This window comes from Pseudomonas sp. NY15354 (assembly GCF_048068075.1).
Classification (GTDB): Bacteria; Pseudomonadota; Gammaproteobacteria; order Pseudomonadales; family Pseudomonadaceae; genus Aquipseudomonas; species Aquipseudomonas guariconensis_C.
Genome location: NZ_JBLUPV010000027.1, coordinates 26,943 through 39,604, shown reverse-complemented (window position 1 = coordinate 39,604; position 12,662 = coordinate 26,943). Strand labels below are relative to the sequence as shown.

Below are 12,662 nucleotides of genomic sequence, written 5' to 3'. Positions count from 1 at the left end.
GGAGAGACACCCCATGCGTAAACCTTTTGCTTTTGCCCTGATGCTGGCCGCTGCCATGGGCCTGGCCGCTTGCGACAAGGCGAGCGAAAACAAGGCTCCGGAAACCAAGACCGAGCAAGCCGCCCCTGAAGCTGCCCCAGCTACCCCGGCTCCAGAAGCCGCTCCTGCTACTCCTGCTCCGGAAGCCACTCCTGCTCCGGAAACCGCTCCAAGCGAAGAGCCGGCCAAGCAGTAAGCAGCACGCCAAAAAAAACCCGACGCTGTCGGGTTTTTTTATGCCTGGCGTTCAGGGGCGCGGTTCAGCTACAGAGCCTACGGGCTCCTTGAGCCCCTCCCCAGCCACCGGTTCGGTGGGCGTGAATACCATCACCTCCAGCACATCGGAATGAAACTCCCGGCGATAAAGAATCAGCACCACGCAGACACTGGTGACCATGAACAGCCAAGGGCTGATGAACCAGGTCAGCATGGCCATTCCGAAGTAATACGAGCGCAGCCCAAAGTTGAACTGATTGGCCGCCAGCGATAATACCCGTGCCGCCCTTGATGCAAATGCCTTGCGCTCCAACTCACTGACTTGTCGCTCACCGATCATGGGCGCAGAGCCCACCAGGACAGCCGCGAAGTTGTATTGGCGCATGCACCAACTGAAAGTGAAAAAGGCATAGACGAACACCATCGCCAGGCCCAACAACTTGATTTCCGACATGCCCTGGGACGCCTGCTGCACCAGCGGGAGGTCGGCCAGCAGCGACAGTGCGCGGTCCGAGGCCCCCAGCACAGTGAGGATGCCAGCAAGGATGATCAGCGTACTGGAGGCGAAGAACGAGGCGTTGCGCTCCAGATTGCCGATCACGCTGGCATCGGCGATGCGGTTGTCGCGCAACAGCATGCGACGCATCCAGTCTTCCCGGTACAAGTGCAGCACGCTGGCCAGGCAGGCAGTGTCTCGCCCCTTCCAGATCGCATAGCGGGTGTAGCCACCCCAGCAGAGAGCGAACCAGCCGGCGGCCACCCAGTGGCTCAGATTACTTTGAATGAAGCTCATGCGGGCTCCTGATCGTCCACGTCCTGAGAATGTTGAAGACCGCTTTTCGACGCACGATGGCGCGAAAAGACACGCTATGGAAACAAAACGAAGCAACAAAAAACCCCGTATCCGAAAGGACACGGGGTTTGAGTTTCGACCATCGGCTGGCGCCCTTTGGCTTGTGGCCGCCGCCAGCACCCTGGTTTCAACGTATCAGGCCAGCGCCTCGCGAGGCTTGCCCAGCATACGATCGCATGCCACGGACAGGCCCAGGGTGATGACCGATGGCACCAGCCAGGCCAAGCCCTGCTCGCTCAGCGGCAGGTGGGCCATAGCGTCCGGCAGCATGTGCGCCAGGCTGCTGCCCTTGATGGCATCGACCATGCCGAACAGCAGCGACACCAGCATCACCGGTGCCAGGATGCGCACGGGCGAGTTCCACAGATCTTTGACGAAGCTCAGGCCCACGACCACGATGCAAGGCGGGTAGATGGCGGTCAGCACCGGGATCGAGAACAGGATCAGCTTGGTCAGGCCGAGGTTGGAGATCAGCAGCGAGAAGCCAGCCAGGATCACCACCAGTGCACGGTAGGACAGCGGCAGGATCTGGCTGAAGTACTCGGCACAGGCGCAGGTCAGGCCCACGGCGGTCACCAGGCATGCCAGCGCAATCAGCACCGCGAGGAAACCGCTGCCCAGCGAGCCGAAGGTGTGCTGCACGTAGGCATGCAGGACGGCTGCACCGTTGGTCGCGCCCATGGCGATGTCATGGCTGCCAGCACCCAGGCGGAACAGACTGATGTACACCAGCGCCAGCCCGACGCCAGCGATCAGGCCGGCGATGATGGCGTAACGGGTGATCAGCTTCGGCGACTCCACACCGCGCGAGCGGATGGCGTTGACGATGACGATACCGAAGACCAGTGCCCCCAGGGTGTCCATGGTCAGGTAGCCATTGATGAAGCCCTGGGAGAACGGCGCGGCCACGTAGGCCGGCTGCGCTTCACCGATGGTCCCGGCTGGCAACGCGAAGGCTGCGATGCCCAGCACGGCCAGGGCGATGATCTTCAGCGGGGCCAGGAAGCGACCGACGGTATCGAGCAACTTGCCCGGATACATCGATACGGCCAGCACCACGATGAAGTAGACCAGGCTGTAGATGAACAGCGCCAGCGGGCTTTCACCCGTCAGCGGTGCCACACCGACCTCGAACGAGACCGTAGCCGTACGCGGGGTCGCAAACAACGGACCTACCGACAGATAGCACACGGCTGCCAGCAGGCCGCCGAAGAACTTGCCGATGGGACTGCTCAGTGCGTCCATGCCACCACCGACCTTGGCCAGGGCGACCACGGTGATGACCGGCAGGCCGACTGCGGTGACGAGGAAGCCAAGGGCTGCCATCCACACATGTGGGCCGGACTGCAAACCAACGATAGGCGGGAAGATGATGTTGCCCGCGCCGACGAAAAGCGCAAACGTCATAAAGCCAAGCGCCAGGATATCCTGGCCTTTCAACACTTTCATTTAGGGTAGTACCACACTGCTGAAATCGGGATTCGAGAAGGGATTTCCCCAGGGGTATGGGAAAATGCTGCCCGGCTTGATAGGCCAGACCCGTTTAGCGTGTCGTTCCCTTTTGGGGGACGGGCACAGAGTGAACGCGTAGGTTAACCGTTTTACCCGGTAAACGCACTGGCACAGGCCTGCTTGTCCGATGTGCGTATGTTCTTGTCGTCTGGATGACTCTGGAACAGCCCCATATTGCCAGGCAGAAGCAGCCTCGTCTGCCTGAAAATCCTTATCAAACCCATCGATTTTTCTACCCCCCCCGAGGAAGCCGGCTTTCCTGGGAGGGTGCAGCCTCAGGCTTGCTTCATGTCCACACGGGACCTGGAGGCCTGCCAAAACCGCTTGATTTCATGAAGGTCGCCGAAATTGTACCGCGGCCCCCAATAAAAGCCGCCGCCGCTGCAAGGCTCCTTGGGCCGGGTACCGGTCTGAGGTGTGGTTTCGCTACCGGCATTGTAAAGACGGGCATCGGCCCAAACAGGTTTTTGCATGGTTTTCTCCTTATAGGACACGGTTACATCAGGATTGATGTGCTTGCCACAGCGCCTCGATGCGCTGATAAATCTGTTGTTCCTGCGAGCCAAGCCCCGAGTAGGTCGGCTGCATAGACGCGTCGAAGCACCATTCCCGGCGCCCATTGCGCCTGCTGGCAGGCACGGCGACCATCAGTGCCAACGACAAGGAAAACTCCTCTGGAGGAATTTGGTAATGCAGGTCGTCAAAAGCTCGCATGTATAAAAGCCGACCAGGGCTCAAGCGGATTTGCTCGGGGTCGCCCAGTATCGGTTTGGTCCGCTCGTCGACTTGCGGCCCATTGAGTAGAGGGTATTTCACGGTGCCATAGCCACCACCTTGGTAACCCACGGCATACAGCTCGAAGTCATGGGTATGGGGCAAGCCATAGATAAAGGTTTGCCGCTCAGCCTGCGCCCGCGCAGGCAACCAGCAGGTCATGCGCAGCGATACACGTTGCGAGGCATACAGCGCGAAACCATGTGGGTTGTACGCCTGATCGCCACGGCTGAACGCGTATTGCTGGATGTGCTGGTACATGCTCTCTCCGAGCAGGCCGCGATTTTCTGCGAGGGCCAGGAGGTCGGCACTCATAGCGTCATGCTCTCGCTCCAGATCCCGCTGTTCGATACGTTCGATGAACGTGTCCAGTTTCATACGCCCCCCCGCTGAAGGTAATCCGAGAGCATGGCATCGAGCCCTGAATCGGGCAGCGAGCCGAGGATTTCGCGGTACTGCTCGCATTGCTCGGGGGAACATTCCATCAATACTTCGAAGGCCTGCCAACGAACAGCCGGGTGATGATGGTAAAGCAGCTCACGTGCGACCCGCGCCAGGTTGGGGTCGCCTATGCGTCGAAGTGCATCGAGCAAGAGGAGAAAACGCGAAACCTGCATATCGGCGGGGAACCAGGCGATACGCGCCAGCGTCTGGCGGTCGAACACTTCGATGTCGCTGCCGGGGATCGGCAGGTTGAGGCTGAATACCAGGCGCTGCGAGGCTTCGCCGGTGCACAGTGCGGCAACCGTGCATGCACCGTCCACAAGCACCGGTGAATGAGGGGTCACCGTTACCGTCGTGCCGTTGCACAAGCGATTGGCTTGGCGGCGAAACAACTGCAAGGGGTAATCGAAGCCAACCGGCGCAAACCAGATACTGTAACCGGATGTGGAATAAAGATGATTCGCTGCCGAGTGCACCCGCGTGACGTCCAAGGCAACAGGTTCTTGCTCCGGACTGAGCCGCAGACGCTCACTGAAATGGGCGACCGCGCCGAACAGCAACGCTTTGCGCACCTGCTCCGACTCGCCGTCCATACGCTCCTTGAAACCCTGCCACGCCCTGTCGACGACAGCCCGCATATCGGTGTGCCTCACTTGTTCCACCAGTTCCGCAGGCTCCAGCTTCCCACGCAATAATGCTTCCATAATGCTTCCCGACCTCTGCTCTTCCGATCTCGAGCAGGATGATCTCTTACAGGAAACGCATCAGTAAGAAGGAAGCTATTCCCAGAAACGACAAAGGCCACCCGAAGGTGGCCTCTGTGCGCGTGGGGGGTGTAGCGGTATTACTTCTTCATTTCCCAACCTGTCAGCTCGGCCAGGGCCTTGCCGATGTCAGCCAGGGAACGCACGGTTTTGACACCAGCGTCCTGCAGGGCGGCGAACTTCTCGTCCGCAGTACCCTTGCCACCGGAGATGATGGCGCCAGCGTGGCCCATGCGCTTGCCCGCAGGCGCGGTAACGCCAGCGATGTAGGAAACGACAGGCTTGGTCACGTTGGCCTTGATGTAGGCCGCGGCTTCTTCTTCAGCCGAACCACCGATCTCACCGATCATGACGATCGCTTCGGTCTGCGGGTCTTCCTGGAACAGCTTCAGGATGTCGATGAAGTTGGAGCCCGGGATCGGGTCACCGCCGATACCAACGCAGGTCGACTGGCCGAAGCCGGCGTCGGTGGTCTGCTTGACCGCTTCGTAGGTCAGGGTGCCGGAACGGGAAACGATACCGACCTTGCCTGGCAGGTGGATGTGGCCTGGCATGATGCCGATCTTGCACTCGCCCGGGGTGATGACACCTGGGCAGTTAGGGCCGATCAGGCGTACGCCCAGCTCGTCGCATTTGACCTTGGCGTCCAGCATGTCGAGGGTAGGAATACCCTCGGTGATGCAGACGATCAGCTTGATGCCGCCGAAGGCAGCTTCCAGGATCGAGTCTTTGCAGAACGGAGCCGGAACGTAGATGACCGAAGCTTCGGCGCCGGTGGCCTCGACAGCTTCCTTGACAGTGTTGAACACCGGCAGGCCCAGGTGGGTGGTACCGCCTTTGCCTGGGGTCACGCCGCCAACCATCTTGGTGCCGTAGGCGATGGCTTGTTCGGAGTGGAAAGTACCCTGCGAGCCGGTGAAGCCCTGGCAGATGACTTTGGTGTCTTTATTGATCAGGACGCTCATTACTTGCCCTCCGCAGCTTTGACAACTTGTTGAGCAGCGTCGGTCAGGCTGGTTGCCGCAATGATGTTCAAACCGCTTTCTGCCAGTACTTTAGCGCCCAGTTCGGCGTTGTTGCCTTCGAGGCGAACGACGACCGGAACTTTAACGCCGACTTCTTTCACCGCGCCGATGATGCCTTCGGCAATCATGTCGCAACGAACGATGCCGCCGAAGATGTTGACCAGAACGGCCGCGACATTGCTGTCGGACAGAATGATCTTGAACGCTTCGGTCACGCGCTCTTTGGTGGCGCCACCGCCAACGTCCAGGAAGTTGGCTGGCTTGCCGCCGTGCAGGTTGACGATGTCCATGGTACCCATGGCCAGGCCAGCACCGTTGACCATGCAGCCGATGTTGCCTTCAAGGGCAACGTAGTTCAGTTCGAACTTGGCAGCGTGGGCTTCACGGGCGTCGTCCTGGGACGGGTCGTGGAAGGTCTTGAGCTTCGGCTGACGGTACATGGCGTTGGCATCGATGTTGATCTTGGCATCGAGGCAGTGCAGGTCGCCGTCGGCCTTGATGACCAGCGGGTTCACTTCCAGCAGGGCCAGATCGTGATCCTTGAACAGCTTGGCCAGGCCAACGAAGATCTTGGCGAACTGTTGAACTTGCTTGCCTTCCAGACCCAGCTGGAATGCCAGTTCACGACCCTGGAACGGCTGGGCGCCGACCAGCGGATCGATGGTAGCCTTGAGGATCTTCTCAGGAGTTTCGTGAGCGACCTTTTCGATGTCCACGCCACCTTCGGTGGAGGCCATGAACACGATGCGGCGGCTCGAGCGATCGACTACAGCGCCCAGGTACAGCTCTTTGGCGATGTCAGTGCAGGATTCGACCAGGATCTTGGAAACTGGTTGACCGTTGGCATCGGTCTGGTAGGTGACCAGGTTCTTGCCCAGCCACTGTGCAGCGAACGCCTTGGCGTCTTCCTTGCTGCGAACCAGCTTGACGCCGCCCGCCTTACCGCGACCACCCGCGTGGACCTGGGCCTTAACGACCCACTCCGAACCGCCGATCTTGTCGCAGGCTTCTGCAGCTTGCTCAGGGGTATCGACTGCGAAACCCTTGGAAACTGGCAGGCCGTATTCAGCGAACAGCTGTTTACCCTGATACTCGTGAAGATTCATGCTTTTTACCGTCTTCGTTAGGTACTGCGCTTCGGCGCTGCGCCATCACTGGCGCCGCACCACCTGTGACCGTTGACCCCGGGTTTTCCCGTGTGATCCGGTCCGGCGGACGTTCCGCGGTGAGTCTTGCACGCAAGACCCACGACGGGCAGCCCGCCGTGGTTTCTTATAATTAACGCTTCTTACGGTTGGCGACGTGAATGGCACCGCCATTCACAGCCAGCGCTGCTTCGTGCAGCGCTTCGGACAGGGTCGGATGGCTGAAGACCATCATGCCCAGATCCTCGGCACTGGTGCCGAATTCCATTGCGATTGCGCCTTGCTGAACCAGCTCGGCAGCCGATGGGCCGATCACGTGAACGCCCAGGACGCGGTCGGTCTTGGCATCGGCGATGACCTTGACGAAACCGCCGGTATCGTTGGCTGCCATCGCACGGCCGCTGGCCGCGAACGGGAAGGTGCCCACGTTAACCTCAACGCCCTCGGCCTTCAAGGCCTGTTCGGTCTTGCCGACCCACGCGATTTCCGGGTGGGTGTAGATGACCGACGGAATCAGGTCGTAGTTCATCTGGGCTTTGTGGCCCTTGATGCGCTCGACGACCATGATGCCCTCTTCCGAGGCCTTGTGCGCCAGCATCAGACCACGAACCACGTCACCGATGGCATAGACGCCCGGTACGCTGGTGGCGCAGTAGTCGTCGACGTAGATGTAGCCACGCTCATCGATGGTCACGCCGCTGTCGGCAGCCAGCAGGTCGGTGGTCACTGGACGACGGCCTACAGCCACGATCAGCTTGTCGAAGACGATCTTCTGCTCGCCATTGGCGTCGGTGTAGGTGACTTCGACTTCCTCGCCATTGACCTTCGAGCCGGTCACGCGAGCGCCCAGCTTGATGTCCAGACCTTGCTTGGTCAGGGTTTTCTGGGCTTCCTTGGAAACCGCGGTGTCAGCGGCCATCAGGAAGGTGTCCAGGGCTTCCAGGACGGTCACCTGAGCACCCAGGCGGGACCATACCGAACCCAGCTCCAGACCGATAACGCCAGCGCCGATGACGCCCAGGCGCTTGGGTACCGATTGGAATTCCAGGGCGCCGGTGGAGTCGACGATGACTTTCTGGTCGACCGGAGCCGGCGGAATGTCGATCGGACGCGAGCCGGAAGCCAGGATCACGTTTTCGGCTTCGATGACTTCGGTGGTGCCGTCAGCCTTGGTGACTTCCACCTTCTTGCCAGCCAGCAGCTTGCCGTGGCCCTGGACCGAGGTCACACCGTTGGCCTTGAACAGAGTGGCGACGCCACCGGTCAGGTTCTTGACGATGCCAGCCTTGCGGCCAACCATCGCGGCGACGTCCATCTTCACTTCACCAGTGGAGATACCGTGGACGTTGAAGCTCTCTTTGGCTTCCTTGTACTTCCAGGAGCTGTCCAGCAGGGCCTTGGAAGGAATGCAACCCACGTTCAGGCAGGTACCGCCCAGGGCCAGCTTGCCCTCGGCGTCGGTGTATTTCTCGATGCAGGCGGTCTTGAGGCCGAGCTGAGCAGCCTTGATCGCGGCCACATAGCCGCCAGGACCTGCACCAATCACTACCACGTCGAATTTCTGGGTCATAAAAGATTCCTTTTAAGCTTCAAGCTGCAAGCCGCACGCTGCAAGACGGCGAGCTTCCACGAAGCGTGCCGTTTGCAGCGTGCGACAGTGCGTTAGATGTCCAGCAGCAGACGAGCCGGATCTTCCAGCAGGTTCTTGATGGTCACCAGGAAGGTTACCGCTTCCTTGCCGTCGATCAGGCGGTGATCGTAGGACAGCGCCAGGTACATCATCGGGCGAATGACCACTTGGCCGTTGATCGCCATCGGACGCTGGATGATGTTGTGCATACCCAGGATGGCAGCCTGCGGCGGGTTGACGATCGGGGTCGACATCATCGAACCGAAGGTACCACCGTTGGTGATGGTGAAGGTACCGCCAGTCATCTCTTCGATGGCCAGCTTGCCTTCACGGGCCTTCTTGCCGAAGGTGGCGATGCCGTTCTCGATTTCGGCCAGCGACATCGACTCGGCGTTGCGCAGGACCGGAACCACCAGGCCACGATCGCTGGAGACGGCGACGCCGACGTCAGCATAACCGTGATAGACGATGTCATTGCCGTCGATCGAGGCGTTGACGGCCGGGAAGCGCTTCAGAGCTTCGGTGGCAGCCTTGACGAAGAACGACATGAAGCCCAGGCGTACGCCGTTGTGGGACTTCTCGAACAGGTCCTTGTACTTCGAACGCAGGGCCATGACTTCGGTCATGTCCACTTCGTTGAAGGTGGTCAGCATGGCCATGCTCGACTGGGCTTCGACCAGACGCTCGGCGATCTTGGCGCGCAGACGGGTCATTGGCACGCGCTTCTCGGTGCGATCGCCTGCGGCGGTGACCACAGGTGCAGCGGCAGCGGCGGCAGGCTTGGCAGCTGGAGCGGCGGCAGGTGCAGCCTTCTTGTTGGCGATAGCAGCAACCACGTCTTCCTTGGTGACGCGACCGCCTTTGCCGGTGCCGGCAACCGAGGCCAGATCGATGCCGTTCTCTTCAGCCAGCTTGCGAGCGGCTGGAGCGGCGACGGGGTCTTCTTCGCCAGCCTCGGCGGCAGCCGGAGCGGCAGCGGCCGGTGCGGCAGCAGGAGCTGCTGCAGCGGCGGCGCCTTCAACGATCGAACCCAGGACTTCGTCGGACAGGACGGTGTCGCCCTCGCCCTTGACGATGTCGCCCAGCACGCCGTCGGCGGTGGCCAGGACTTCCAGGACGACCTTGTCGGTCTCGATGTCTACGATCAGCTCGTCACGCTTGACGGCGTCGCCCGGCTTCTTGTGCCAGGTGGCAACGGTGCCGTCGGCGACCGATTCCGGGAAGGTTGGGGCTTTGATCTCGATAGCCATTGTCAGTGTTTCCTTAAATTCGGTTTCAGGTGCGCGAAGGCGTTAGACAGTGAAGGCATCCTGCAGCAGTTTTTCCTGCTGCTCGGCGTGCATCGAAGCGTAGCCACAGGCTGGCGCGGCAGAAGCGTCGCGGCCGGCGTATTCCAGGACCAGCGCCTTGTTGTGGCGGGTCAGGATACGGCGCATGTGGTGCTGGCTGCTGTACCAGGCGCCCTGGTTCATCGGTTCTTCCTGACACCAGACCGCGTGCTTGAGGTTGGTGTAAGGCGCCAGGATTTCCACCAGGTCGTCCTCAGGGAACGGATACAGCTGCTCGATACGCACGATGGCGATGTCTTCGCGGCCTTCGGCACGGCGTTTTTCCAGCAGATCGTAGTAGACCTTGCCGCTGCACAGCACGAGACGCTCGACCTTGGCCGGGTCGAGGGTGTCGACTTCCGGGATCACGGTCTGGAACGAGCCTTCGGCCAGTTCTTCGAGGGTCGAGATAGCCAGCTTGTGGCGCAGCAGCGACTTCGGCGTCAGGACGATCAGCGGCTTACGCAGCGGACGGATGACCTGGCGACGCAGCAGGTGGTAGATCTGAGCCGGGGTGGTCGGTACGCAGACCTGGATGTTGTGCTCGGCGCACAGCTGCAGGTAACGCTCCAGACGCGCCGAGGAGTGCTCAGGGCCCTGACCTTCGTAGCCGTGCGGCAGCAGCATGGTCAGGCCGCACAGACGCCCCCACTTGTGCTCGCCACTGGTGATGAACTGGTCGATCACGACCTGAGCACCGTTGGCGAAGTCACCGAACTGGGCTTCCCAGATCACCAGCGCGTTCGGCGTGGTGGTGGAGTAGCCATATTCGAATGCCAGTACCGCTTCTTCCGACAGGAAGGAGTCGTACAGCTCGAACTTCGGCTGGCCCGGGAACAGGTTCTGCAGCGGCACGTAGGTGCTGGCGTCCTTCTGGTTGTGCAACACCGCATGACGGTGCGAGAAGGTACCACGGCCGATGTCCTGGCCGGTCATGCGGATCGGGTGACCTTCGAACTGCAGGGTGGCGTAGGCCATGGTCTCTGCATAACCCCAGTTGATCGGCAAGCCACCGGCTTGCATCTTCTGGCGATCTTCGTAGATCTTCGCGACCTGACGCTGGACGACGAAGCCTTCCGGCAGCTCGAGCAGCTTGGCCGACAGGTCCTGCAAGGTCTTGAGGTCGAAGCGGGTATCGTGACGCGCGGTCCAGGCATGGCCCAGGTATGGGCGCCAGTCGACGAACAGCTCGCGGTTCGGCTCCTTGACCAGGCTCTTGACCACGTGCAGACCGTTGTCCAGGGCGTTGCGGTACTCGTCGATCTTGGCCTGAGCGCGCTCGGCATCGATACGACCGGCCTGGATCAGTGCGTCGGCATACAGCTCACGGGTGGTGCGCTGCTTGCTGATCTGCTGGTACATCAGCGGCTGGGTGCCGTTCGGTTCGTCAGCCTCGTTGTGGCCGCGACGACGATAGCAGACCAGATCGATGACCACGTCACGCTTGAACTGCATGCGATAGTCGATGGCCAGCTGGGTGACGAACAGCACCGCTTCCGGATCATCGCCGTTCACGTGCAGGATCGGCGCCTGGATCATCTTGGCGACGTCGGTGGCGTACTCGGTCGAACGCGAGTCCAACGGGTTGGAAATGGTGAAACCAACCTGGTTGTTGATCACGATGTGCACGGTACCGCCGGTCTTGAAACCGCGGGTCTGCGACATCTGGAAGGTTTCCATGACCACGCCCTGGCCGGCAAATGCAGCGTCACCGTGGATCGAGATCGGCAGAACCTTGTCACCCACTGTGTCGTTGCGACGGTCCTGACGGGCGCGCACCGAACCTTCCACCACCGGCGAGACGATTTCCAGGTGGGAGGGGTTGAACGCCATGGCCAGGTGAACTTCGCCACCAGGGGTCATCACGTTGGAGGAGAAGCCCTGGTGATACTTGACGTCACCGGAGCCCAGCTCGTTCATCTTCTTGCCTTCGAACTCGTCGAACAGCTCGCGCGGGTTCTTGCCGAAGGTGTTGACCAGCACGTTCAGACGACCGCGGTGGGCCATGCCGATCACGACCTCCTTGGTGCCGTAGGAGCCGGAGCGCTGGATCATTTCGTCCAGCATCGGGATCAGGCTTTCGCCGCCCTCGAGGCCGAAGCGCTTGGTACCTGGGTACTTGGTGCCCAGGTATTTTTCCAGGCCTTCGCCCGCGGTGACGCGCTCGAGCAGGTGAGTTTGCACGTCGGCGGAGAATTCAGGACGGCCACGTACGCTTTCCAGGCGCTGCTGGAACCAGCTGCGCTGCTCGGAATCGACGATGTGGGTGAACTCGGCGCCGATGGTGCGACAATATGTCTTCTGCAGCGCATCGAAAATTTCGCGTAGGCTCGCTTCCTCTTTGCCGATGAACAGGTCGCCGGCACGGAAGGTCGTATCAAGATCGGCATTGGTCAAGCCGTAGTGATTGATCGACAGGTCTACGGGCGCAGGACGCTGCCACAACCCCAACGGGTCGAGCTTGGCAGCCTGATGGCCGCGCATACGATAGGCCTGGATCAGTCGCAGAACTTCAACCTGCTTCTTCTCGTGTTCACTGCTCACGCTCCCGGCGGAAACCGGTTGGGCGCGGCGCTGGTTCTTTGCCAGCAGTACGAAATGGTCGCGGATTGTAGAGTGCGATACATCGGTAGCGGTGCTGCCGTCGGCGGGCAACTTCTGGAAGTAGGTGCGCCACTCTTCTGGCACAGCGTTAGGGTCGTGCAGGTAGAGCTCATAAAGCTCTTCCACATATGCAGCGTTACCACCTGAAAGGTGGGCGCTTTCCCACATGCGCTGCATCACGCTTTCTTGCATGCTTGGTCACCCTCGGTTAGGGGACTGATCGGCAAGAGCCACAGCAAACCTGGAAAAGTCCGAACACAGCGACTGAACCACGCCACCTGGATCCTGCTGATTTTCCGGGTACCAGCCCGGAAGCCCCTGCTGGTCT

Annotated in this window: 11 protein-coding genes; 1 reads left to right on the top strand and 10 read right to left on the bottom strand. The window is 60.7% G+C overall.

Annotated features, from left to right (window positions below; all coding sequences use genetic code 11):
- The first annotated feature begins 13 nt into the window (after positions 1-13).
- Complete coding sequence (locus ACNFCH_RS20625) at positions 14-235, top strand: hypothetical protein (RefSeq protein WP_043211402.1); 222 nt, start codon at positions 14-16, stop codon at positions 233-235.
- Positions 236-286: 51 nt separating this feature from the next.
- Here ACNFCH_RS20625 and ACNFCH_RS20620 read toward each other — a convergent pair whose 3' ends face one another.
- The 10 genes from ACNFCH_RS20620 to ACNFCH_RS20575 all read right to left on the bottom strand — a co-directional run bounded on the left by ACNFCH_RS20620 (position 287) and on the right by ACNFCH_RS20575 (position 12,526).
- Positions 287-1,048, bottom strand: a complete 762-nt coding sequence (locus tag ACNFCH_RS20620) for a DUF599 domain-containing protein (RefSeq protein ID WP_337157004.1) — start codon at positions 1,046-1,048, stop codon at positions 287-289.
- A 195-nt stretch (positions 1,049-1,243) separates the two neighbouring features.
- Entirely contained in the window at positions 1,244-2,557 is a 1,314-nt protein-coding gene (gene brnQ, locus ACNFCH_RS20615; protein WP_196163624.1) for a branched-chain amino acid transport system II carrier protein, read from the bottom strand.
- A 338-nt stretch (positions 2,558-2,895) separates the two neighbouring features.
- Positions 2,896-3,093 carry a hypothetical protein gene (locus ACNFCH_RS20610; RefSeq protein WP_337157005.1) on the bottom strand — a complete coding sequence of 66 codons (198 nt, stop codon included), beginning with the start codon at positions 3,091-3,093 and terminating at the stop codon, positions 2,896-2,898.
- Between the two features lie 28 nt (positions 3,094-3,121).
- A complete protein-coding gene (locus ACNFCH_RS20605; RefSeq protein ID WP_337157006.1) occupies positions 3,122-3,772 on the bottom strand; it encodes a transposase in 651 nt (216 codons plus the stop codon).
- Positions 3,769-4,542 (bottom strand): hypothetical protein, encoded by a 774-nt coding sequence (locus tag ACNFCH_RS20600; RefSeq protein WP_337157007.1) that lies wholly within the window; start codon positions 4,540-4,542, stop codon positions 3,769-3,771. Before ACNFCH_RS20600 ends, ACNFCH_RS20605 begins: the two co-directional genes overlap by 4 nt.
- Before the next feature lie 140 nt (positions 4,543-4,682).
- A complete protein-coding gene (sucD, locus tag ACNFCH_RS20595; RefSeq protein ID WP_043211414.1) occupies positions 4,683-5,567 on the bottom strand; it encodes a succinate--CoA ligase subunit alpha in 885 nt (294 codons plus the stop codon).
- Positions 5,567-6,733, bottom strand: coding sequence for an ADP-forming succinate--CoA ligase subunit beta (gene sucC, locus ACNFCH_RS20590; RefSeq protein WP_011534748.1), 1,167 nt, complete (start codon positions 6,731-6,733; stop codon positions 5,567-5,569). Before sucC ends, sucD begins: the two co-directional genes overlap by 1 nt.
- A 172-nt stretch (positions 6,734-6,905) precedes the next feature.
- The gene (gene lpdA / locus ACNFCH_RS20585) at positions 6,906-8,342 is read right to left on the bottom strand and encodes a dihydrolipoyl dehydrogenase (RefSeq protein WP_416743543.1); all 1,437 of its coding nucleotides are present in this window, start codon (positions 8,340-8,342) and stop codon (positions 6,906-6,908) included.
- 92 nt (positions 8,343-8,434) lie between these two features.
- Complete coding sequence (gene odhB / locus ACNFCH_RS20580; RefSeq protein ID WP_416743541.1) at positions 8,435-9,652, bottom strand: 2-oxoglutarate dehydrogenase complex dihydrolipoyllysine-residue succinyltransferase; 1,218 nt, start codon at positions 9,650-9,652, stop codon at positions 8,435-8,437.
- A gap of 42 nt (positions 9,653-9,694) precedes the next feature.
- A complete protein-coding gene (locus tag ACNFCH_RS20575) occupies positions 9,695-12,526 on the bottom strand; it encodes a 2-oxoglutarate dehydrogenase E1 component (protein WP_070092885.1) in 2,832 nt (943 codons plus the stop codon).
- Positions 12,527-12,662: the final 136 nt, after the last annotated feature.